We start from the raw sequence: 23,999 nt of genomic DNA, 5'->3' as shown, positions 1-23,999 counted from the left end.
TCTGCTGGCCGAAGAAGGCGAGGCTGAAGATGGCGATGACCGCGGCGACCGATCCGGTCGCGGGGGCCAGCATCACCCAGGGCATGCAGGCGGCGCTGAGGCCGAGCGCGATCTTGCGCGCGGCGTTGACGCTGCGCCCGCCGCGCAGCAGCGCGCTGGACAGCCAGCCGCCGCACAGGCTGCCGACGCCGGACGCCGCATAGGGTATCCAGCCGATGGTCGCGGCCAGCTTCAGGTCGAAGCCATGCGCCTCGAACAGATATTTGGGCAGCCAGAAGAGGTAGAAATACCAGGCGCCGTCGCTCAGGAACTTGGCGCCGACGGTGGCGCGGACCTCGCGCCGGGCGAGCAGGGTGCCGATCGCGATCTTCGGGTTGGCCTGTCCCGCCGTCGGTTCGGCCGCGCCGTCGGCCGGGACATGATAGGTCGCGAACCACCAGAGCGCCCAGAGCAGGCCGAGCCCGCCGGTCACGAAGAAGACCCAGCGCCAGCTCGCCAGCCCCAGCCAGCCGCCCTGCGCGAGGATCAGCGCGATGAGCGGCGGGGCGACGACGGCGCCGACCGCCGTCCCGGCATTGACCAGCCCCATGGCGGCGGCGCGGTCCTGCGGCCGGAACCATTCGGCGATGGCGCGGGTGGCAGCCGGAAAACCGCCCCCTTCGCCCACGCCCAACAGCAGCCGGCTGAGCGCCAGCGCGAGCACGCCGCCGGCGAGGCCATGGCTGGCGCAGGCGAGCGACCAGAAGGTCATGATGACGAGGAAGCCGCGCCGCGTCCCGATGCGATCGAGCAGCCAGCCGCCGCCCAGATACATGAGGCCATATGTCGCGAGGAAGGCGGAATCGAGGAACGCCTTGGTCTGGTTGCCGATCGGGATGTCGGCTTCGATGAACTTGATCGCCCAGGGGAGCGTCTGGCGGTCGAGATAGCTGATCGCGATCGCCGCCGCGATCATCGCGGCGATCAGCCACCGGCCCTGCGGCCCTTTCCCTGCTTCCCCGGCGAATCCCATCCGACACAACGCTGTAGATTAATTTCTCGTACTAGATTAGCGCGTCGGGCGATGAAGTAAACCCGCCTTCGCCACCCGTTCCGTCCTGGGCCAAGCGCCGGGCGGGGCGGTTGTCGCTTGACGCGCGGAAGGCTCTGGCCCCACCTGACCGGGTGAGCCATTCCGAAACCTTCCCCCTCGCGCGCGTTCCGCGCAGCGTGCACGACCGGATCGCGCACAAGCTGGGCAAGGCGATCGTGTCGGGGGAGTTGCAGCCGGGAGAGGCGCTCCCCGGAGAGGAGCGATACAGCGCGGAGCAGGGCGTGTCGCGCACCGCCTATCGCGAGGCGATCCGCATGCTGGCCGCCAAGGGGCTGGTGTTCAGCCGGACCAAGAGCGGCACGCGGGTCAGCGAGCGCCGGCAGTGGAGCATGCTGGACCTGGACATCATCGCCTGGATGTTCGAGACCGGGCCGTCGCCGGAATTCCTGAGAGGGATCTTCGAGTTGCGCATGGCGGTGGAGCCTTCCGCGGCGGCGCTGGCGGCCGCACGGCGGACGTCGCAGGACATCGCGGCCATGGGCCATGCGCTGGAGGAGATGCGGCGGCACGGATTGATGACGCCGGAGGGGCGGGCGGCAGACCGGTCCTTTCACCACATGATCCTGGAGGCGACACGCAACGAGCCGCTGATGTCGCTGTCCTCCTCGATCGCCGCGGTCGTCGCGTGGACCACGCGCTTCGCGCGCGAGGAGCGCGGCGAATCCCGCAATCCGATGCCCGATCATGACGCGGTGTTCGACGCCATCGTGGCCGGGGACGGGGCCAAGGCGCATACCGCCATGCTGGCGCTGGTCCGCAACGCATCCCGGGACGCGGGAATGTTGTAGCGGCCGCATTGTATCATTTCTCATACCAGATTAGAAAGCGTCGATCGTCCTGGTACCCGGAGTCCACGCCCATGGTTTTTCCGCTCTCCCCAAGGCTTCCCGTCGCGCTCGCATTCGGTGTCGCCACGCTCGCGCTGGCAGGGTGCGGCACCAAGCAAGGCGAGGGCCAGCAGCAGGAGGCCCAGGCCTGCGCCGGCGACAATGGAGGCCTGTCGCTGCCGCCCGGCTTCTGTTCGTCGGTGTTCGCCGACGGATTGGGGCATGTCCGCCACCTGGTGGTCGCCCCGGACGGGGTGGTCTATGCCAACAGCCAGCCCGGCAATGAGGAGGGGGACGCGGCCGCGTCCGGCCTGATCGTGCTGCGCGACACCGATGGCGACGGCAAGGCGGACGAAGTGAAGCGGCCCCATGCGGGGGAGAAGGGCGGCACGGGCGTGGCGCTGCGCGACGGTCAAGTCTATCTGGAGGATGGCGACCGGATCATGCGCTACCCGCTCGATCCGGCTTCCCACCTGCCCACGGGCAAGGGCGAGGTGGTCCTGACCGGCCTTGCGACCGAGGGCGACCACCGGTCCCATTCGATCGTCATCGCGCAGGATGGTGCGCTCTACGTCAATTCGGGCAGCGCGACCAATGCCTGCCAGAAGGAAAACCGCCAGGCCGGGTCGCCGGGCGAAACGCCCTGCGAGGAAAAGGCCCTGCGGGCGGGCATCTGGCGCTATGAGGCGGGGAAGCTGGGCCAGGCCTTCTCGCCCGCCGGGCGCTACGCCAGCGGCATCCGCAACGCGGTGGGGCTGGCGCTTGACGGCAGCGGGCGCCTCTTCGCCACGCAGCATGGGCGCGACCAGCTGCATGAGAACTGGGGCGCGCTCTATGACGCCGATCAGGGGCAGAACCTGCCGGCCGAGGAGCTGGTGGAGGTGACCAAGGGCAGCGATTATGGCTGGCCCGAATGCTATTATGATTCGAACCAGAAGAAGCTGGTGCTGGCCCCCGAATATGGCGGCGATGGCGGCCGGAAGGTCGAGCAGTGCGCTCAGCGCAAGGCGCCGGTCGCGGCCTTCCCGGCGCACTGGGCGCCCAATGCGCTGGCGATCTATGAGGGCAGCCAGTTCCCCCCAGCCTATCGCGGCGGCGCCTTCATCGCCTTCCACGGTTCGTGGAATCGCGCGCCGGGGCCGCAGGGCGGCTTCAACATCGTCTTCCAGCCGATGAAGGAGGGGCAGGCGTCGGGCTCCTATGTGATCTTCGCCGACGGCTTTGCCGGACCGGGCAAGGAATCGGGCGATGCGGAGCATCGTCCGGCAGGCTTGGCGGTCGGGCCGGACGGCGCGCTCTACATCAGCGACGACAAGGCGGGACGCATCTGGAAGGTCACCTATTCGGGCGACCCGGCGGCCGCCGTCACCGGGGCGGAGGAAGTGGTCGTCGCCAAGCCGAAGGACGTGCCCGCCAAACCGAGCGAGACGCCCGGCGACACGCCCAGCGCTCTGCCGCCTGGTGTCACCGCAGCGATGGTGGAGCGGGGCCGCCTGATCTATTCGGGCGCGCAGGGCAGCGCGACCTGCTCAGGCTGCCACGGCCCCAATGGCGAGGGATCGGAGATCGCACCGAAGCTCGCCGACCAGCAATGGCTGTGGGGCAAGGGCGAGCTGGCGGACATCCGCAACATCATCGTCAAGGGCGTGCCCCAGCCCAAGCGCCACGCGGCGCCCATGCCGCCCTATGGCGGTGCGGAGATGACGCCCGAGGAGGTCGATGCGGTGGCTGCCTATGTCTGGTCGCTGTCGCACCGACGCTAGGGCGTTGGCGCTTAATGTCGGAGTAAACACTGCCGCTGCGAGCGGGGAGGGCTGGCCGCCCTTTGACGTGCTTTTTCGAGGCAATCGGCCAGGCGGGTTGCGCGCCGTCGATTTTTTATCGCGGTCCCTACGGATCGGCTCGCGTTACGCATCTCATCCTACAAAAGATAAATGACATGGGAGGGCCGGTGGACGAGGACAACCGCCTGAAGGTCATGGAGTGGGTGGCCAAGGAGGTGCTCGTGCACGAAGCGCCTCTCAGGTCGTGGCTGAAGCGGATCGTCGACGGCAGCGAAGTCGAAGACATCGTCCAGGAAAGCTATTGCCGCATCGCGGGCCTGACGGATGTGTCGCATATTCGCAGTGGGCGTGCCTATCTGTTCACCACCGCCAGGATGCTGGTGCTGGAACGGATCAGGCGGGCGCGCATCGTGAATATCGACACGGCGCTGGAGCTGGAGAAGATGGACGTGGCCGCAGAGGTGCCGTCGCCTGAGCAGGTTGCGGCGGGGCGGCTGGAGTTGCAGAGGATCAGGCGGCTGGTGGACGGATTGCCCGAGCGCTGCCGCAAGGTCTTCAGCATGCGCAAGGTCGAGGGCCTGTCGCAGCGGGAAGTCGCCGCGACGCTCGGGCTGTCTGAGCATACGGTGGAAAATGACGTGGCGAAGGGCCTGAAGTTGATACTGAAGGCCATCGCTGATGGGGATCAGCAGGCGGAAGCCGCCTTTATCGGTATGGGAAAGCATGGATCGGCGTGACGAATCTGGGATGGTGAACGACCGGGCGGCCGAATGGGTCGCGCGGATCGACGCCGCTCCGCTGGACGCCGCCGCCCAGGCCGAGCTGGACCAATGGCTGGCCAGCGACGACCGGCATCGCGGTGCGTTCCTGCGCGCTTCCGCCGCCTGGCATTTGTGCGATCAGGCGACGGCCTTGGGGGGTCATTTGCGGGATGCGGCCCATGCCGGTTCTCCCGCCTTCGTGACGCGGTCCGTGGTTGAGGCGCAGGACGCGCCCGGCGATGTGCCGGAAGCGGGGCGGCCGCACGCCCTGTCGCGGCGCGGCATGCTGTGGGGCGGCGGCGCGCTGGCGGCTTCGCTGCTGGCGGCGGCCGGGCTGGGCTTCTGGAAGGGCGGGGGCGAGCAGGTCGAGACGGCGCTGGGCGAGATCCGCCGGGTGCCGTTTCCCGACGGATCTATGGCGTCCATCAACACCGCGACCCGGCTGAAGATCGACTTCGCCGCGGACGTGCGGATGGTCGAGCTGGACAGGGGTGAAGCTTGGTTCAAGGTCGCGAAGAACAAGAATCGGCCCTTCATCGTCGCCGCGGGCGAAGCACGGGTGCGGGCCGTGGGCACCGCCTTTTCCGTGCAGCGGCTGGATAGCGGGGCCGATGTGCAGGTGACCGAGGGAGTGGTCGAGATCTGGGCCACGCCGCGCACGGCCGACCGCATCCTGGTGAAAGCGGGAGAGCGGGCGTTCATCCGCTATGATGCCGGCCCGCAGGCGCCGGTGCGCGACGCCGCCGGGATCGCCCGCAAACTGGCCTGGCGCGACGGCGCGCTGAAGTTCGAGGGCACGACGCTGCAGGAGGCAGCGGCGGAGTTCAACCGCTACAACGGCATGAAGATCGAGGTCGACCCAGCCCTGGCCCAGGAAAGGATCGTCGGCCGGTTCCGTACCGATGAGCCCGACGCCTTCGCCCGATCTGCATCGGCCATGCTTGATGCTCGCTTCGAAATGTCGGACAAGAGAATTCTCATCGCGAAAAATTAGCCTATACTGCTCCCATGGACAGGCGGGGGTCGCCCCGACAAGATAAGTCCGATGGGGAGGAGAGATGCGGGCTGCGGTCCCTACAGCGCTGAGGGCGTTGGCGATTGCTGCCGCGGTCGCCGGGACGCCTGCATGGGCGCAGGTACGGGACTTCAACATTCCGTCCCAGCCGGCCCCGCGGGGCATCCCCGAACTCGCTCGGCAGGCGGACGTCCAGATACTGGTGAGCGAACGCGCGGCGAGGGGGCAGCGCACTGCCGCGGTCAGAGGCAGGATGTCGGTCGAGGAAGCGATCCGCCGGCTGCTGCGCGACACCGACCTGCGGATCAAGTCGAGCGACGGACGCACCTATCTGCTTGCACCGCAGCCGGAAGTGCCGCTGGCGCGCGCGGCCGCCATGGCGCCCCAGCCCGACGGCAACGCGCTCCCGCCGCTGCCGGCAGCGAGGGACGAAGAGATCGTCGTCACCGGCTTCCGCTGGAGCCTCGCCACTGCGCTGATGGAGAAGAAGCGCCACTCCGCAGCCGTCGACATGATCCTGGCAGAAGATATCGGCAAATTCCCGGACGCCAATCTGGCCGAATCCATGCAGCGCCTGCCCGGCATTTCCCTGACGCGAGGAGATGGCGGGGAGGGCCGCAATATCACCGTCCGGGGGCTGGCCGCCGAGTTCACCCGCGTGCGCATCAACGGCATGGAAAGCACGTCCCAGACCGGCGCGTCCGACGCCTATGGTGGCAGCAATGACAGCCGCAGCTTCGACTTCAACGTCTTTCCATCGGAGATCTTCTCGTCCCTAGCGGTACGCAAGACCGCCACGGCCGATGTGGAGGAGGGATCGCTGGGCGCGACCATCGATCTCAACACGCCGCATCCGCTGGACTATCGGTCGGACTTCGTCCTGAGCGGCACCGCGCGCGGGCTGCGCAATTCCGTTGCGGAGCGAGTCGACCCGCGCCTGTCGGCGCTGATTTCCAGGAAATTCGCGGACGGCACATTCGGGGTCCTTGCCTCCGCAAGCTATGGCCGACGGCATACGCGGGATGTGGGATATTCCGCGGTGCTGGCCCTTCCGGCCTGGGTGAATGGTAATTTCTGCTCGCCACTTGGCGTCAAGCCGCTCAACCCCGCCCCCAATCCCGTCAAGGGCACGGACGCGCTGAACTGCTCGAACGGCAATCCGCGCACGGGATCGGTGGCGGCATGGAACGAGGTTCAGGGCAGGCTGGGGCCGCAGGGCCAGCCCGGGGGCGGCGCCTTCTTCCCCCGCCTGCCGCGCTATCTCGATTCCCAGCAGGATGCGGAGCGCTATGGCGGCTCGCTCGGCTTTCAGTGGAAGCCGGACGACGACACCTCCGTCAGCCTGGACGGGGTCTATTCCCGGTTCGACGTCAGCCGCGCCGACAGCTATATCTCCGGCCTGTCCTTCGCCCGATCGGCCAGCAACAACGGCCAGCCGATGACGTCGATCCGCGATATCGCGATCAACGACGGAGGGTCGGTAACCTATGGGCTGTTCGACGGGGTCGACATACGCTCCGAACGATGGATCGATCTGTTCAGCACCACGCTGAAGCAGGCCACGCTGGAGGGCAGCCGGCGGTTGAGCGACACAGTGAAGATACATGGGCTGGCCGGCCTTTCGACCAGCATCCTCAATAGCCCCTATCGCGGCTGGGTGAACATCGATGCCGTCGACACGGACGGCTTCTCCTTCGATTTCCGCGACGATGCGACCTTTCCGACGATCGGCTTCGGGATCGACGTGGCGGATCCGGCCAATTTCGCCTATGCGCCGGGGCTGCCCGACGGCACGGTACGCGGCACATGGAGTGCGCGGCAGCTGCGCCGGACCACGCGGAACCGGACCTTTGCGTTGGACCTGGACTGGGAGATCGCGCCGCTGTTCACCCTGCGCATCGGCACCCAGTATCGCGAGAGCGACTATCGGTCGACGGTCCACAATCTCGACCCGGCCAAGCAGGCGACGCAGCAGTTGCCGGCCGGCACGACGCTGGCTGATATCGGGCTGCAGATCCGGGGACTCGACAAGCTGCTGGGCCATGGCGCGCCGGCGAGCTGGGTGGCGGTCGATCATGACAGGTTCCGCGAAGCCGTCGGCTATGACGACAGCTGGTTCTGCGGCATCGAGTGCGGCGCGCCCGACGCGCGCGTGCGGGAGAGGATCAAGAGCGGTTACGCCATGATCGTCTTTCGGACGGACGAGGTGCTGCCCTTCACCATCCGTGGCGACGTGGGGATGCGCTATGCCCATAGCGGGCAATATTCGATGGGCTATATCCCGAGCGCAGCGCCGGCAGGCGCCCCCTTTCCCGTCGTGGGCCAGAGGCTGACGGCGCGGCGCAGCTACGAGGACTGGCTTCCCTCGATGAACCTGGCGGTCGAGCTGGCGTCGGACATGGTCCTGCGCCTTTCCGCCGCGCGGGTGATGTCGCGTCCCCAGCTGGCGCCGTTGATCCCAGGGGCGACCATCGATGCCGTGGGACGGCGGGGGTCAATCACCAATCCCTTCCTCGACCCGATCCGCGCGGCGACCTATGACGCGGCCTTGGAATGGTATTTCGCGCCGGGGTCGCTGCTGTCGCTGGCCTATTTCCGCAAGGACATCAGCACCTACATCCAGAGCATCGATTCGCTGATCCCGTTCAACCAGCTGGGACTGCCCGAAAGCCTGCTGATCAATTCGCAGACACAACCGGAAGAGCTATTCATCATCAACCGCCTGGCCAACACACCGGGCGGACGGCTGACCGGCCTGGAAATCAACGCGCAGGCGCCCCTGCGCTTCCTGCCCGGCTGGCTCGGCAATTTCGGCATCCTGGCGAGCGCGACCTTCGTCCGGTCGAAGATCGATTATATCCTGCAGAGCGTCGACGGCATGCCGACGCTGTCGTCCACCGCTGACCTGATCGGCCTGTCGCGGCGGACGGCCAGCGGCACCTTCTACTATGAGGACAAGGGCTTCAGCGCGCGCATCACCGGCAATTACCGGTCGGGTTTCATCCGCACCATCCCATCGGGCGCGGCCGACAGCGACTATATCGGCAACAAGCCGACCTTCTTCATGGATTTTTCGGCGTCGGTGGGAGTGAGGCCAGGGGTGCGCATCCTGTTCGAGGCGCAGAACCTCACTAACGAGAAGAATGTCCAATATATCGACAGCGTCCGGCAGGATTCGCTGTTCGCGCTGAAAAACGGGCGCACCTTCACCCTGGGCGCGACGTTCCGGATGTAGGGGCGCACGGCGCACCGCGCGCCCCTTGCTCCATCAGGTCAGCAGGATGCGGCGCACAGCGCCTTCGGGGTCGTCCTCCATCCGGCAGCGATTGTCGAAGACCATCGTCTGGCAGCGGGTCGGGTCGCTGGGCGTCCAGGCCAGGCCCGGCTGACTGGGATCGCCCGTCCGCGCGAAAGCGGCGAAGGCCCGCGCGCATTTCGTCGCCAGCGCTCGCGCCTCCGGCGTGTCGCCGGTCCCCTGTTCGCAGCGCTTGGTATTGTCGAAGAAGAAGGCCAGCTCCGCCGTGTGCCAGGCGCCTGCAACCCCGTCGAGCTGGGGCGACTGCCACTGGAAGTGATATTGATAGACCGGTGCGCCCTTCTGCTCATATTTGAGCTTCACCATGCGCTGGACATTGTTGCGCATGGTGAGGCCCTGCACGCCGTAGGACAGGGTGCGGATGGCCTTTTCCGGGTGCGCCTTCTTCATCGCGTCGACCAGCATGCCGGCCTTCTGCGCGCCCATGGTCTTGGCCAGCTGCTCGCGCCATTCCGCCTCGGTCGGGTTCTGGCTGTAGCGCGTGCCTTCCTCGCTGGTGCCGCCGATCATCACCGGAATGTCCTTCGACACCGGGGACACCGCGTCATAATAGGAGCGCAGCGTGATGATCCGGCCGTCCAGGGTCGGACCCCAGCCGACGCGCGGCATGGGCGGCGGCGGGGCGCCGGGGCCGGGGAAGCCGGTGGCCGGGCCGTTGATCTCCGCCGCGACCGCGTTGCCGGTCTCGAACAGCTTGGCCCATTCCATCTTCTGCAGCGCATCGAGCGCCGCAGCGCCGGTGCCGATGCCCAGGCGACGCACGACCTGGCGCGAAAATTCGCGCGTCTGGTCGCCGCTGGGGATGTTGCCGCCGCCGCCGGACATGACGATGGCGCGGTGGTAGAGACCGGCCGCCCGTTCCATGCCGAGCAGGGTGGTCACCTTCGACCCGCCGCCCGACTGGCCGTAGATCAGCACCTTGTTGGGATCGCCGCCGAAATTCGCGATATTCTCGCGAACCCATTTCAGCGCGGCGACCAGGTCGGTCATGCCGACATTGACCGAATCCTCGTAAGCCGCGCCGCCGACCTCGGCCAGGTCGAAGAAGCCCAGCACGTTGAGGCGATGGTTGACCGACACCTGCACGATGTCGTGGTTGCGCGCCATCTGCGCGCCTTCATGCGATGGCAGTTCGTAGGAGGAGCCGAAGCTGAAGCCGCCGCCGTGGAAATAGACCATGACCGGGCGGCTGCCGCTGAGCGAGGGCGTCCACACGTTCAGCTTCAGCATGTCCTCGCCCAGGAAGCCGTCATCCCAGTCCTGCAGGAAGGTATGCTCGATCGAGCGGAAATTGTGCAGCGTCTGGGGGCAGTTCGCGCCATAGACGAGGGCGAGATATTCGTCGGCCCAGGGCTGGGGCGGCTTGGCCGGAAGCCAGCGGTTGGCGCCGCCGGTATCCTGCCCGTAGGGAATGCCCTTGAAATGGAAGACGTCGCCGGCGACGAAGCCGCGGACCTTGCCATATTGGGTCTTCGCCACCGCCGATTTGGGCGTGGAGCATCCTCCCGGTCCGGTATGCGCGGCGGTCTTCACGCTGTCGGACGCCGCCGAAGTGCCCCCCATGGCAAGGCCGAACCCCGCTGTGGCGGACGCGAATAGCGCCGCTCGCCGGTTCAACAGGATATTGTTGCCTTCTTCTTCCATTATACCTCTCCCGCTAGAATATCGTTGTTTGGGTCAGACGGCCTCCGCCGGGGCGCCGGGAACCAGCTCGGCATGCGGATCGATCAGCACCCAGCAGGTCGCGCCAACCAGAGCGGCGCCCGCAGCCACGAGGAACGAGGCCGTCCAGCCATAGGATTCCGCGATGATCGGAGTGATCTGCGCGACCGCGGCGCCACCCAGCTGGCATCCCATGTTCATGACGCCTGAGAGGGTCCCGGCCGAGGATTTGCCCATGTCCGCGCTGAGCGTCCAAAAAGCACTTTGCGACAGGTAGATCGAGCCCGAGCCGAGGGCGAGGACGACCGCGGCGAGGCGCGCGTCCACCACCTGGGTCGCCAGCGCCACGCAGAGTGCGGAGAGCGCCATGCCGACCGCCGCGGGGCCGCAGCGGCCGATCCGCTTGCCATAGCGTGCGGCGAGCTTGTCCGACGCCCAGCCGCCGAACGCGCAGGCGACCGACATGGCGATGAAGGGCAGCATGCCGTAGAGGCCGCTCGATTTGAGGTCCAGGTCGCGAACGGTCGACAAATAGGTGAAGAACCAGGTGAAGAAGATGAAGACCGTGTAGCCGAAGCAGAAATAGCTGAGCGTCAGCAGCGCAACGTGGCGGTTCCCGAAAATCTCGCCCCAGGACAGGGGGGGGGCGGCGGGCGCGCCAGCGGCCGCCTTCCCCTGGCCGAGCGAGGTTTCAATATATTCAAGCTCGGGCTGGCGGATGAAGCGGTGCATGCCCGGCCGCTCGCGCGCCAGCCACAGCCACACCGCCAGCACCACGAGCCCGATCAGCGCGCTCATCCAGAAGGCCGCGCGCCAGCCGTCTGCCAGCATGATGAAGGTGATGAGCGGCGGCGCGACGCCCGCGCCGAAGCCCACGCCGGCGAAGATCAGGCCGTTGGCGAGGCCACGCTCATGCGGCGGAATCCAGTTGGCGACGAGGCGGTTGCTGGCGGGGTAGATAACCGATTCGCCGATGCCCAGCAGCACACGAACCACGATCATCAGCGCGAAGGCCCCGCCGAAGGCCGAGGGGACGGAGGCGGTGACCGCCGTCAGCACGCTCCACCACACAATGCCCCATGCGATGACGCGAAAAGCGCCGAAGCGGTCGGCGAGGCGGCCGGCGATCGGCTGCGCCAGCGCATAGCCGAGGATGAAGGCGGTCAGCACGGTGCCCAGCTGAACCTGGGTGATCGCGAATTCCTCGCGGATGTGCTGCGCGGCGATGGAGATGTTGGTGCGATCGAGATAGGATACCGCCGACACGACGAATATCAGCCATATCATCAGCCATCTGACACGGCCCCGGCCTGCGGCGGCTTCCGTCATTCTCTTCCTCCCCGGCGCCGCATTTTGGCGGCCCATGTTGAACGCCGGTTCTCGGCGATCTTTCTTGTCCGACATTATGGACGGATTTGCCCATCTCTTTCAAGGATGGCCGAGCGCCGTCGATCCGTAACTTTCGCGCGATTATCCGCCCCCCAATGGGCTCCAGCGCACGCCACTTTCCCGGAAAGATACAGGGAAAATGTCATGCCGGTTACGGAACCCGCTTCGCCGACCATCATGGGGGTAGGAGCATTCGAAAATTTGGAATGATGTAATCGGGCATGACGCCCCGAATAGGATCCCTGTATCCTTTCGGAATCGGGGCGGCATGTCCATGGTGAAGTAAAACAAGGTCTGGAAAAATCGGGGAGGATGACGTGGCCTTTGCAAAGATCACGACGGGCGGAGCTGTATCATTATTTTCCTTGGGGATAGCCTTGTCTTGGACACAGGCAGCATTTGCCCAGCAGGAACCGCAACAGGCGGAGCAGCAAGCCGGCGAGCAGCCAGCCTCGCCGGACATCATCGTCACGGGATTCCGCACCAGCCTGGCCAATGCGCTCGCGGAGAAGCGGGTCGAGGCGGCGGCCGTCGACACCATCCTGGCGGAGGATATCGGGAAGTTCCCCGACGCCAACCTGGCCGAATCGATGCAGCGCCTGCCAGGCGTGTCGCTGACCCGCGGCGATGGCGGCGAGGGCAAGAACATCACCGTGCGCGGCCTGGCTGCGGAATTCACCCGCGTCCGCATCAACGGCATGGAAGGATCGTCGCAGACCGGCGCGTCCGATGCCTATGGCGGCAGCAATAACGGCCGCAGCTTCGACTTCAGCGTCTTCCCGTCGGAAATCTTCACTTCGCTGACCGTGCGCAAGACGCCGTCGGCCAACATCGAGGAAGGGTCGCTGGGCGCGACCGTCGACCTGGCGGCGCCGCATCCGCTCGACAGCAAGAAGGATTTCGTGGTGACCGCGACTGCGCGCGGCATCTACAATTCGGTCGCGAAGGAAGTCGATCCGCGTATTTCCGGCCTGATTTCCAAGACCTTCGCTGACGGCACCTTCGGCATTCTGGCTTCCGGCTCCTATGGCCGCCGGCATACGCGCGACGTCGGCTATTCGGCCGTGCTGGTGCTGCCGCCGTCGGTCAATGGCGGGTTCTGCTCGCCGATCGGCGTCACGCCGATCAACCCCAATCCCGCAACCAATGCCAGCCGTGGCACCACAGCCACCATGTGCAGCACGGACAACCCGCGCACCGGATCGGTCGAGGCCTGGAACGAGGTGATGTCGCGCCGCGGCGGACCCAACAACCTGCCGGGCGAGGGTGCATTCTTCCCCCGCCTGCCGCGCTACCTCGATTCCCAGCAGGATGCCAAGCGCTATGGCGGATCGCTGAGCTTCCAGTGGCAGCCTGACGAGAACACCAATGTGATCCTGGACGGCCTCTATTCGAAATTCGACGTGCTGCGGTACGACAGCTATATTTCCGGCCTGTCCTTCGCGCGATCGGCGAGCAACAGCGGCCAGCCGATGGTGTCGATCCGCGATGTGGAGATCAACGACAAGGGATCGGTGCTCTACGGCCTCTATGATGGCGTCGATATCCGGTCCGAGCGGTGGATGGACGACTTCTCCACCACCTTCAAGCAGGCGAACCTGAGCTTCGAGCACCGCTTTTCCGACAGCTTCAAGCTGAGCGGCCTGGCCGGCATCTCCCGGTCGAAGCTCGACCAGCGGTTTCGTGGCTGGGTGAACCTCGATTCCAACGACGCCGACGGCTTCTCGGTCGACTTCCGCGACAACCGGACATTCCCGACGATCGGCTTCGGCATCGACGTCGCCAATCCCAACAATTTCACCTATGCGCCGGGGCTGGCCAACGGCACGGTGTTCGGCACCTGGGGCGGCAGCAAGCTCGATCGCACCACGACCAACAAGACCGTCGGCCTGGACGCCGAATGGGACGTGACCGACGGGTTCAAGGTCACGGTCGGCGGCCAGTGGCGGGTGAGTGACTATCATGCCGATGCGCTGGCGATCGACCCGGCGCTCCGTGGGACGCAGCAGCTGCCCGCGGGCACCTCGGTCGCCGACATCTCGATGCAGATCAAGGGCCTCGACAAGCTGCTGGGCTATGGCGCGCCAGCCAGCTGGGCCGCGGCGGACATCGACAAATGGCGCAAGGCGGTTGGCTATGACGATGTCGCCTGGTGGTGCGGCGCGGAATGCGGATCGGGTGACTCCGGCGTCAAGGAGACGATCAAGAGCGCCTATGGCATGGTCACCTTCAACACGCAGGACGTGCTGCCCTTCACCATCCGGGGCGATGCGGGCGTGCGCTATGTGCATACCGATCAATATTCCTTCGGCCGCATCCCGGTGAACGCGCCGCCGGGATCGCGATATCCCACGATCGGCCAGCTGGCCGAGGCGGACCGCAGCTATGACGACTGGCTGCCATCGGTGAACGTCGTCGCGGAACTGACCACGGACCTGCAGTTGCGCCTGTCGGCGGCGCGGGTGATGTCCCGCCCGCAGCTTGCCCCGCTGATCCCCAGCAGCGGCGTGGATGCGGTGGGTCGTCGCGGATCGATCAACAACCCCTTCCTCGATCCGATCCGGGCATCGACCTATGACGCGGCGCTGGAATGGTATTTCGCGTCCGGATCGCTGTTGTCGGTCGCTTATTTCCGCAAGAATATCGAAACCTACATCCAGTCGATCAGCTCGCTGATCCCCTTCAACGAGCTGGGGCTGCCCGACAGCCTGCTGGCCAATTCCAACACCCGGCCGGAGGAGCTGTTCACGATCAACCGGCTGACCAACACGCCGGGCGGCACGCTGGAGGGCGTCGAGGTCAACGCGCAGGCGCCGCTGCGCTTCCTGCCCGGGTTCCTGAGCAATTTCGGCGTGCTGGGCAGCGTCACCCTGGTCAAGTCGTCGATCAACTATGTGCTGGAGAGCACCAACGGCGTGCCCACGCTGACGTCGAACGACGATCTGGTCGGCCTGTCGCGCAAGTCGATCAGCGGCACGCTCTATTATGAGGACAGCAAGTTCAGCGCGCGCGTCACGGGCAATTACCGGTCGAGTTTCATCCGCACGATCCCGTCGGGCGCGCTCTACAGCGACTATATCGGCAACGAACCGACCTTCTTCATGGACTTCTCCGCCTCCTACCAGATCACGCCGCAGGTGCGTTTCCTGGTCGAGGCGCAGAACCTGACCGACGAGACCAACGTCCAGTATATCGATAGCGAGCGCCGCGATTCCCTGTTCGCGCTGCGCAACGGGCGCACGATCACGCTCGGCGTCAATTTCCGGCTTTGATGAGAGGGGCCAGCATGAACACTCTGGACAGACGCACGATCCTGAAGGGCGCGGGCGCCATGGCGGCGGCGGGGCTCTGGATGCCGACCGGGGCGAACGCGCTGGGCTTGCCGACCAATGACAAGATCAAGGCCATTCATTATTATGCCGGACCCGGCGCCCAGCCGATGGTCAACCAGTCCGCCAACGTCATCATGATCGAAACGGAAAGCGGCCTGCGCGGCATAGGCGAAGGTGGCGAGCCGCGCACCATGGAGGAGTGCGCCAACTCGCTGATCGGACTCGATCCCTTCCGCATCGATGCGCACTGGCAGCGGATGGTGCGGGGCATGCATTATGTGGCGGGCCGCGAGAAACTGCACTCGCTGGGCGGCCTCGATCTGGCCCTGTGGGACTTGAAGGCGAAGGCGCTGGGCGTGCCCGTCTGGCAATTGCTGGGCGGCAAGTCGCGCGACCATGTCGAACTCTATTCCACGGGCTTTCGCGGCCCGCAGGGCGGGTCGATCGTCGATGCGGCCAAGGCGTGCAAGGAAGCAGGCTTCCGCGTCTATCGCTTCTCCACTGACAATCGCACAGGGCTGGTCGATCGCTTCAAGCTGGTGCGCGACACCTATGAACGCTGCCTGCAGGTGCAGGAGGCCGTGGGTGACGGATACTGGTCCATCGATTTCCATACGGAGTTCGATCCGGCCGACGCCGTGCGCCTCGCCTCCATGATCGACAAGGCGGACCTCCACCCCTATTTCGTGGAGGATCTGATCCGCAGCGAAAATCCCGGCGCCTACAGGACCATTCGCCAGCTCACCAAGGTGCCGATCGCGGTTGGCGAGCAGTTCGGTTACCGCTGGGACATGAACATGCTGATGGAGGAAGGTCTCATCAATTATATCCGCGTGATGCTGCCCAACTGCGGCGGCCTCACCGAATATATGAAGATCGCGGCGATGGCCGAGACCCACTATATCGGCCTCATCCCCCATTTCACCGGCCCGATCGCGGAGGCGGCGCTGGTGCATGCGTGCACCGCCACCTCGATCCCCGCTCTGATGGAGATGCTGGGCGATGGCAGCCGCACCTACGCGCATCTGCCCAAGTGCTACGACTTCAGGAACGGCAAGCTCTGGCCCAACGACAGGCCGGGCCTCGGCGTCGAAGTGGATTTCACGAAGCTGACCAAGATCGCCGAGTATAACAAGTACAGCATGGGGATGCCGCTCAACAAGCGGCCGGACGGTTCCTATACCCAGTGGTGAGCCAGGGGTTTCTTCCTTCAGGTCCGAAGCAAAGACACTCATCCAACTGCGCCTAGCCAGCAAGCTGGCTAGGCTTCGTATCCTTCTCCCGCGCGCGGGAGAAGGAACGGCAGTGCCGATCCTTCAGAAGATGGGTACCACGCGCAGTTGGGGCAGGGGGCGGGGGGCGCCTTCGGTGAGATCGACGGGCGCGTCCTTCCACAGGCTCGCCTCGGCGCGGATGCGTTCCAGCCGGCCCACCGCCTCTTCCGCCTGCGCCTTGCTGAAGCGGTAGGAGCCAGCGGTGCCCCTTTCCTTGCTCCACATCCGGTCATGGGCCTGCGCATTGTCGGGGGTCAGGGGCGGCTGGAGGCCGTCGCCGAAGCTGATGGTGAAGCGCTCGATCGCGGACGCGGCGTTGCGGTAGCGGACCCAGAAATGGTTGTCGAAGCTGAAGTCGTCGACGAGCTTCCTGCCCGCGGCGGCGCCTTTCGCGGCGACGGCCCTGAGCGTGGTTTCGGGCATGTCGAGGTTCATGCCGCCCTCGTCGGCGTCGAGCGCGATACGGACGATCCGGTCGCGATGCCCAGGCGCGCGCCCTTGCAGCAGATCGCGCCAGTTCTGCATCGTGCCGATGATGCCGAAGAAGAAAGCCATGAGATCGCGCAGCGGCCCTTGGCCGGTGATCGCCTGATAGCGCGGCCTGACCGCCGCATTGTTGTGGGGCGGAAGGAAGATGGGTTCGGCGAGCGCGCCGGTGCCGTCATAGACGAGGTCGATCGCGAAGGTGGGCCAGCGCGGCAGTGGCGCATCGAACAGATGGATCGGGAAGTTGCTGCTGACGCCGCCGTCGGTGAACCAGCAGGGGCGGAAGGGCACTCCGGAGCCCGCCGCATCGGTTGTCGCTCCGGAGGCCAGGGCATCGGCGCTTTCGGCGAGGCGGGGCCGCTCTCCCTTGCGGGCCGTGCCCGCACCCTCCGCGCCGGTGGGAGGAACTGCCCTGCCGAAGTCGAGTTCGTGGAGCGGAACAGCGCTGATCAGCAGCGGGAAGCTGAGGCTCATCCGGGCTGCGACGACGATCGGCAGATGCTCGCCATCGGGAAGGTGGTGGTAGGTTCCGTCCGGGTCCTGGCGGAACCCCGGACTATGCGTCACCATCCAGTCGACAACCGGCTTGGGGAAGAGGCGCCTGAACTGATCCTCGCGAAAATAGAGGCCGCCGCCGGCAAAGGGCAGGGTGCGCGGTTCGGAATGGGAGACGTCGGTCGTGATGATCTCCAGGTTCAGGCGCTTCGCGCCCGCCGGTTCATCCGCATAGGCGGGCGCATTCCAGAGGTCACCGAAGGTGACGGGGCGCTCCTCGGCATCCGTCTGGCCGCTGAGCGTGCGGATTGTCCGGTGCATCCAGTCGGTGAGCGCTGGATCGCGATAGCCCGGCTGGGTGAGGCCGGGGCAGAGGCCGAGGAAGCCGTCGCCTGCGGCTCGCGCGGTCGCCAGCACCGAACGAACCATGCCCCAGGCGACCGCGCAGGCGAGTGCCGGCAGAAGCGCGGCGAGGACGCCGTTCCATCCTGCCGCGATGTGGCCGATGCCAAGCAGGACCAGCAGGAGCAGCGCCATGCTGACGGCCGCCATGCGCACCAGCGCCAGCGCTATTTCCCCCAGGACGGAAAGCAGGGGCGGTTTCGCGGCGAGCTGGACCAGCAGGCGGTAGGCCGGGCGGGCGGCAGCGGTCGGCTGGAAAAGCGCGTAGATGAACCCCTTGCTCGTAAGGGCGGCCGCCACCTGGTCGAGGCCCTCCATACCGGTTCCGGGCGGACAGGGTGACTCGGTCTGCTGGCTCAGCCTCCGCTCGCCCAGCGCGGCCGCGGCGGACATGGCGGCGGCGATCGCGCCGGCCGAAGTGCCGCCGATATTCTTGAACCGATAGACCTTCGCAAGTTCCAGCACCGCCTGTGGATAGACAAGGCCGCTGGTGATCCCGCCCTTCATCACGAGATCGCAATATTTGGTGGGATGACGCATGCGAATCCTCCTCCAGCCGGGAAGCAAGGTACAGGATTTTCGTGTCTGCGCTTGCGTTAACGCTGGACGGCTTCCGCCGGTGGCGCGCCGGCGGCTGCCTTGCTCAGATCCATCTCGATCCGGGCGGCATAATGGCGCAGATTGTCGTCGAGGGACTGGAGGCGGTGAGCGAGGCGGCCAGTTACGAGAGGCTGGACCTGGCGTCGCGCAGGCTGCATCAGGGCGCCTATGACTGAGCTTCGCACCTTCTATCCGCCCATCGAACCCTATGAGACCGGCATGATCGATGTCGGGGACGGCCATCGCCTCTATTATGAGCGCAGCGGCACGCCGGGCGCCAAGCCCGCGGTGTTCCTGCACGGCGGGCCGGGTGGCGGCATCTCGCCGCGCCATCGCCAGCTCTTCCACCCCGAGCTTTACGACGTGATGCTGTTCGACCAGCGCGGCTGCGGGCGTTCCACTCCCCATGCGGGGCTGGACGCCAACACCACCTGGCACCTGGTCGCCGATATGGAGAAGTTGCGCGCGCTGATGGGCGTGGAGCAATGGCTCGTCTTTGGCGGGAGTTGGGGCTCCGCCTTGGCGCTCGCCTATGCCGAAACCCATCCTGCGCATGTCAGCGAACTGGTGCTGCGCGGCATCTTCACCGTGCGGGAGTCGGAGCTCGACTGGTATTATCAGTTCGGCGCTTCGGAGGTGCATCCCGAGAAATGGGCTGCATTCCTCGCGCCGATCCCGCCCGAGGAGCGGGGCGACCTGCGCGCCGCCTATCGCAAGCGGCTGACCGGCAGCGACGAGGCCGCGCGGCTGGAAGCGGCGCAGGCCTGGTCGCTGTGGGAGGGCCGCACCCTGACCCTTCTACCGGACCCGGACACCTCCGCGGGCTTTGGCGACCCGCATTTCGCTCTCGCCTTCGCGCGGATCGAAAATCATTATTTCGTCCACAAGGGCTGGCTGCGCGACAACCAGTTGATCGACGATGCGCACCGGCTGCGCGGCATCCCCGGCACCATCGTCCAAGGCCGCTACGACATGGCCTGTCCGACGCGCACCGCCTGGGAATTGCACCAGGCCTGGCCGGAAGCCGAGTTCCACCTGATCGAAGGGGCGGGACATGCCTTTTCCGAGCCGGGTATCCTCGATCGGCTGATCCGCGCGACCGACCAATATGCCGGCCTCTGAACGCCGTGAGCGCGGCGGCAAAGGTCGCCGCGCCCGACGGCCTGACGTCACCGCGTCGCTGAACTGACGGTGTCTGCTCAGCGCAGCAGCGCCGCATCCCCCCAGGTGACGGGTACGGCATTTGCCTTCACGCCGTCGGCCCGCGCCACCAGCTCGATCAGCTTGACCCCCTTCACATCGGCGGCGAGCGGCCGGGCGGGGTCGCCCCGGCGCATGGGCGGGGTGCTGGCGAGCGGCTTGCCGTCGCCATAGAGGAAGAAGCGCACCGGCTGGTCGGGGGTAAGGGCGCTGTCGTCGACGCCAACCTGCGCCGCAAAGCGGGAAAAGTCGTTATTGCGGACCTCCATCCGGCTGTTGGCGAGGATGCCGATGCCCGAGGTGAAGGTCTTGCCCGCGATCACGAGCGGCTGGTTATAGGGGGTGAAGTCCGCCATCGCGCCGCCATATCCCGCGTACATGGGCCGTTCGCCGATCCCCCGCGTTCCGCGCCAGTTGGGAATGGAGCGGTAGATGGTGGGATCGGGTTCGGGCTGCACGACGCCGTCCGCCGCCGGGTTCACCATGCCGGGCTGTTCGGAAAGATAGAGGCCGTCGGCGAGGGTGCGGTCGCCCTTGGCACGGAACACCGCCGTCTCTCGCGGCGCGACCGTCAGTTTCATGTCCTTGGTGAAGCTGCTCTTCTCTCCGGTCCAGAGATTGGCGAGCGCGACGGGGCGATCATCCCGGAACTTCAGGTGATCGGCGGTCAGGATCGCGTTGACCGGCGCGAGGCCGCGGTTGAACAGCGCCACCGCCTTGTCGCCATTGGCGAGCGTCTTGACGAGGATCTGGAAGCCGTCGGCATCGAAGGCCATCACCGCCTGATTGCCCGCCGGATCCTGGTTGAGCGCGATGATGTCGGCATTGCCGAAGACATCGATCAGCGCCTGCGGCGTGGTGCGCAGGTCCGCGCCGATCAGCAGCGGCGCGTTCATCATCGCCCAGAGCGAGAAATGCGAGCGGGCCTCGGTCAGATGATTCTCGTCGAAATCGCCCTTGCCGATGAACAGCATGTCGGGGTCGTTCCAGCCGCCCGGATGCGCATAGAGTGCGCGCCGTGCGGCGCTGTCGTAATTGGTCAGCATCCGCCCCCAGTCGGGCGAGATGTCGTCGCTGGTGCGCGAGATGTTGCCGACATCCTTGCCCCAGCTGCGGACATTGGCGCTGCCCCAGATGCAGAGCGAGAGCATATAATCGCCGTCGGGATTATATTTTGCGAGCGACTGGTTGATGTCGGCGAACAGCGCCTTGACCGCCGGGATGTTCGACCGGCTGATGCTGTGCTGGTCGATCAACGGGGCGAGCGCGCGATACTGGCCGCTGGTCACGCGAGGAGCGTCGGCGGCATAGGCGCGGATGCCGCAGCCATCGACCTTGATCGCGTCGAAGCCCCAGTCGGCGAAGAACAGGCGGATGTCCTGGTCGGTGTGGCCGTAGAGGCCGACTTCCCGCTCCGCCACGCTGCCTTCGGGAAGCTGCTCGCTGCCGTCGGCATAGGCCTGCGAACAGATGTTGCGGCCGAGGTCCGAATAGATGCCCGCCTTGAACCCCATGGCATGAAGCTTGTCGGTCAGTGGACGGAAGCTGGGGTCGCCCTTCACCTTGGCGGAGGGAAATTTATCAGTGCGGATCATCAGCTTGTTGTCGCTCGTGCGGCGCTTGATCCACCAGCCGTCGTCGATGTTGATGTAGCGATAGCCCTTCTGCGCGAGCCCGCTGCTGCGGATGCGCTCGGCCGAGCCCATGAGCTTTTCCTCATCGACATGGGTGAAGAAGGCGTTCCAGCTGTTCCAGCCCATCGGCGGCGTTTGCGCGCTGCCGCCCTGATAGGCGCTCCAGCGGCCGGTCGGGGCGAGCGGGTCGGCGGTCTGCGCCGACAGGCTGGTGCTGGCGCAGAGGGCAACGAGAGGCAGGAGGCAGCGGCGCAGGGTCATGCGAAATCCTTGGGAGTCAGAACGACCGGCGTGCCGGCCTTGAGGGTGAGGGTGCGCTGGGCCTTGCCCAGACGCAGGGTGCGAGTTCCGTCCAGTTCGGGCCGTAGTGTGGCGCGGGCCAACTGGCCGCCGCGCCAGACGAGATCGACCCCGCAGCGCCCGCGCGCCCGCAGGCCGGTCAGGCTGCCGTCCGGCCAGGCGGAGGGCAGGGCGGGAAGCAGGTCGATCACGTCGCCATGGCTGTAGAGCAGCATTTCGACGATGCCGGCCGCACCGCCGAAATTCCCGTCGATCTGGAACGGGGGATGGGCGTCGAACATGTTGGGATAGGTGCGTTCCGGCCCCAGAAGGAAGCGCAGGATGGCGTGGGCGTGGTCGCCCTCGCGCAGCCGCGCCCACAGGTTGATGCGCCAGGCGGTCGCCCAGCCGGTTGCGCGATCTCCGCGGATTTCGAGCGTGCGCCGGGCCGCGGCGGCCAGATCGGGCGTGCCGTCGACGCTGATCTGGTGCGAGGGATAGAGCCCGTAGAGGTGCGAGACGTGCCGGTGGTTCTGCTCCGGCGCGTCGGCGTCCCAATCCTGCTGCCATTCCTGGAGCTGGCCCTGCCGGCCGATCTTGTAGGGGGCGAGTTTGTCGCGCGCCGCGCGCATCTCTCCGACCAACGCGGTATCGGTGCCGAGGATGGTCGCGGCCTCCATCGTCTGGGTGAAGAGGTCGCGCAGGATCCCCATGTCCATCGTCGGCCCGGCGCAGATGGTGCCGCCATGGCCGTGCGGATTTTCGGGGCTCATCGACGGGTTGGTGACGAGGAAGCCGGTCGCGGGGTCGGTCTGCAGCGTGTCGAGGAAGAAGCGCGCCGCGCCCGCCATCAGCGGGTAGATATCGGCCAGATAGGCGCGGTCCCGGTGATAGTCATAATGATCCCACAGATGGGTGCAGAGCCACGCGCCGCCGGTCGGCCAGAGCCCATATTGCGCGCCGTCGATCGGCGCGGTGGCGCGCCACAGGTCGGTATTATGATGGGCGACCCAGCCGCGCGCGCCGTACATCGTCCGCGCGGTGCGCGCCCCGGTGACGGAGAGGTCGCGCACCATCGCCACCAGCGGTGCGACGCATTCGCGCAGGTTGGTGGGCTCGGCGGGCCAGTAGTTCATCTCGGTATTGATGTTGATCGTGTATTTGGAGCCCCATGGCGGCTTCAGGCTGTCGTTCCACAGGCCCTGAAGGTTCGCGGGCTGGCCGTCGGGCCGCGAGGAGGAGATCAGCAGATAGCGGCCATAGTGGAAATAGAGCGCGGCCAGCGCCGGGTCATCGCTGGTCTGTGATGCGGCGATGCGCTCGTCGGTGGGCAGCGCGGCCGCCGCCGAAGTGCCAAGGTCGATGGCGACGCGGCGGAACAGCCGCTGGTGGGCGGCGCTGGCGTCCGCCGCGATGCGCGCGAAGGGCCGGGCGCGTGCCTTTCCAATGGTCGCGGTGGTCAGCGCGACCGGATCGCCGCTGACATCGTCGAAGCGACGGAAGCTGGTCGCCATGGCGATGAGCAGGGTCACCGCGTTCGCGCCGCGGATGTTGAGCTTGCCGTCTGCCCCTGCTGCGATCCGGCCGCCTTCGACCTGCGCGGTCAGGCGGGCAGCGAAGCTCAGACCGCCCTCCACCCCCTGCGAGGCGCTGTTGCGGCCAGTCATCAGCAGGCCCGTCGATCCGTCGGGCGCCACCGTCACGCCCGGCTGCGGCGAGGCGAGGCCGACATCGACGTCGAGCCGCCCCTTGGGCGCGGTCAGGCGGACGGCGATGACCTGATCGCCGGGCGATGCGATCACCCGGCGGCTGTGTTCCCCGCCGCCGGCGGTGAAGCGGGTGGTCGCCATCGCGCTGTCGAGATCGAGGTCGCGGCGATACTCGCTTGCGTCTCCAAGGCCAGGGAAGTCGAGCGTCAGGTCGCCCAGCGTCTGATAGGGCATCTGCCCCGAAGGCTTGGCGAGCAGGTCGCGATTGGCGAGCGCCTCGGCCTCCTCGATCCGGCCGGCGAAGATCAGCTCGCGAACCTTGGGCAGCGCGTTCTTCGCCGCCGGATTGACGGGGTCATAGGGCTTGCCCGCCCAGAGCGTGCTTTCGTTGAGCTGGAGCCGTTCCTGCGCGATGCCGCCGAAGATCATGGCGCCGATCCGGCCGTTGCCGACGGGCAGCGCCTCCGTCCATTCGGTCGCCGGCTGGCGATACCAGAGGGCGATCGGCGCGGGGGGCGGCGGTGTCAGGGCACCGCTTCGCCCGACCGACAGGGCCGCCGTGCCGGCCGCCATGGCAGCCACGGTTTCGCGACGACTGAACTTCATAGATGAGGGCTCCCGTGCCTATGAACAGCATCCAGGGCGTGAAGCGGTGCGCTGGCCGTTCATCACCTTCCCGTCGCCAGACGCAGCCCGAACCTCCCCTGATCAGCCCATGCTTATCGTCACCCGGCGCTGTTG

Annotated in this window: 15 protein-coding genes; 9 read left to right on the top strand and 6 right to left on the bottom strand. The window is 66.6% G+C overall.

Going from position 1 to position 23,999, the window contains the following annotated elements:
• Positions 1–1,012 (bottom strand): MFS transporter (locus M529_RS26275; protein WP_021316260.1); only part of this gene is annotated, 1,012 nt, incomplete at its 3' end.
• A 152-nt stretch (positions 1,013–1,164) separates the two neighbouring features.
• Here M529_RS26275 and M529_RS26270 point away from each other — a divergent pair.
• The 5 genes from M529_RS26270 to M529_RS26250 all read left to right on the top strand — a co-directional run bounded on the left by M529_RS26270 (position 1,165) and on the right by M529_RS26250 (position 8,715).
• Positions 1,165–1,881, top strand: a complete 717-nt coding sequence (locus M529_RS26270) for a FadR/GntR family transcriptional regulator (protein WP_021316259.1) — start codon at positions 1,165–1,167, stop codon at positions 1,879–1,881.
• A gap of 71 nt (positions 1,882–1,952) precedes the next feature.
• Positions 1,953–3,683: a PQQ-dependent sugar dehydrogenase gene (locus tag M529_RS26265; protein ID WP_021316258.1), complete on the top strand. Its 1,731-nt coding sequence runs from the start codon at positions 1,953–1,955 to the stop codon at positions 3,681–3,683.
• A 188-nt stretch (positions 3,684–3,871) separates the two neighbouring features.
• Positions 3,872–4,441 (top strand): RNA polymerase sigma factor, encoded by a 570-nt coding sequence (locus tag M529_RS26260; protein ID WP_236617629.1) that lies wholly within the window; start codon positions 3,872–3,874, stop codon positions 4,439–4,441.
• Positions 4,428–5,459: a FecR family protein gene (locus tag M529_RS26255; protein ID WP_021316256.1), complete on the top strand. Its 1,032-nt coding sequence runs from the start codon at positions 4,428–4,430 to the stop codon at positions 5,457–5,459. Before M529_RS26260 ends, M529_RS26255 begins: the two co-directional genes overlap by 14 nt.
• A 64-nt stretch (positions 5,460–5,523) precedes the next feature.
• A complete protein-coding gene (locus M529_RS26250) occupies positions 5,524–8,715 on the top strand; it encodes a TonB-dependent receptor (RefSeq protein ID WP_084490747.1) in 3,192 nt (1,063 codons plus the stop codon).
• Positions 8,716–8,748: 33 nt separating this feature from the next.
• On the opposite strand, the gene M529_RS26245 is transcribed toward M529_RS26250, so the two are convergent.
• Together M529_RS26245 and M529_RS26240 are read right to left on the bottom strand one after the other, a co-directional pair.
• Positions 8,749–10,440, bottom strand: a complete 1,692-nt coding sequence (locus M529_RS26245) for a carboxylesterase/lipase family protein (RefSeq protein WP_021316254.1) — start codon at positions 10,438–10,440, stop codon at positions 8,749–8,751.
• A gap of 33 nt (positions 10,441–10,473) precedes the next feature.
• Positions 10,474–11,787: an MFS transporter gene (locus tag M529_RS26240; protein ID WP_021316253.1), complete on the bottom strand. Its 1,314-nt coding sequence runs from the start codon at positions 11,785–11,787 to the stop codon at positions 10,474–10,476.
• Positions 11,788–12,224: 437 nt separating this feature from the next.
• Here M529_RS26240 and M529_RS26235 point away from each other — a divergent pair, with 437 nt between their 5' ends.
• The gene (locus M529_RS26235; RefSeq protein WP_236617628.1) at positions 12,225–15,119 is read left to right on the top strand and encodes a TonB-dependent receptor; all 2,895 of its coding nucleotides are present in this window, start codon (positions 12,225–12,227) and stop codon (positions 15,117–15,119) included.
• Positions 15,120–15,133: 14 nt separating this feature from the next.
• On the top strand, positions 15,134–16,372 hold the full coding sequence (locus tag M529_RS26230; protein ID WP_021316251.1) for a mandelate racemase/muconate lactonizing enzyme family protein: 1,239 nt from the start codon (positions 15,134–15,136) through the stop codon (positions 16,370–16,372).
• Positions 16,373–16,495: 123 nt separating this feature from the next.
• Here the strand turns inward: M529_RS26230 and M529_RS26225 are convergent, their stop codons facing one another.
• The gene (locus M529_RS26225) at positions 16,496–18,376 is read right to left on the bottom strand and encodes a patatin-like phospholipase family protein (protein ID WP_021316250.1); all 1,881 of its coding nucleotides are present in this window, start codon (positions 18,374–18,376) and stop codon (positions 16,496–16,498) included.
• A gap of 41 nt (positions 18,377–18,417) precedes the next feature.
• Between M529_RS26225 and M529_RS26220 the strand changes: the two genes are divergently transcribed.
• Both M529_RS26220 and pip read left to right on the top strand, forming a co-directional pair.
• Positions 18,418–18,612: a hypothetical protein gene (locus M529_RS26220; protein ID WP_021316249.1), complete on the top strand. Its 195-nt coding sequence runs from the start codon at positions 18,418–18,420 to the stop codon at positions 18,610–18,612.
• Positions 18,605–19,558, top strand: a complete 954-nt coding sequence (gene pip, locus M529_RS26215) for a prolyl aminopeptidase (RefSeq protein WP_021316248.1) — start codon at positions 18,605–18,607, stop codon at positions 19,556–19,558. The genes M529_RS26220 and pip overlap by 8 nt, the downstream gene beginning before the upstream one ends.
• A gap of 77 nt (positions 19,559–19,635) precedes the next feature.
• Here the strand turns inward: pip and M529_RS26210 are convergent, their stop codons facing one another.
• Complete coding sequence (locus tag M529_RS26210) at positions 19,636–21,531, bottom strand: NPCBM/NEW2 domain-containing protein (protein WP_021316247.1); 1,896 nt, start codon at positions 21,529–21,531, stop codon at positions 19,636–19,638.
• Positions 21,528–23,864, bottom strand: coding sequence for a glycoside hydrolase family 95 protein (locus M529_RS26205; protein ID WP_021316246.1), 2,337 nt, complete (start codon positions 23,862–23,864; stop codon positions 21,528–21,530). Before M529_RS26205 ends, M529_RS26210 begins: the two co-directional genes overlap by 4 nt.
• Positions 23,865–23,999 lie beyond the last annotated feature (135 nt).

It is taken from the genome of Sphingobium ummariense RL-3, from assembly GCF_000447205.1.
Taxonomy (GTDB): Bacteria; Pseudomonadota; Alphaproteobacteria; order Sphingomonadales; family Sphingomonadaceae; genus Sphingobium; species Sphingobium ummariense.
Note: the sequence above shows the minus strand (reverse complement) of the source record. Positions and strands in the feature narration are given on the sequence as shown.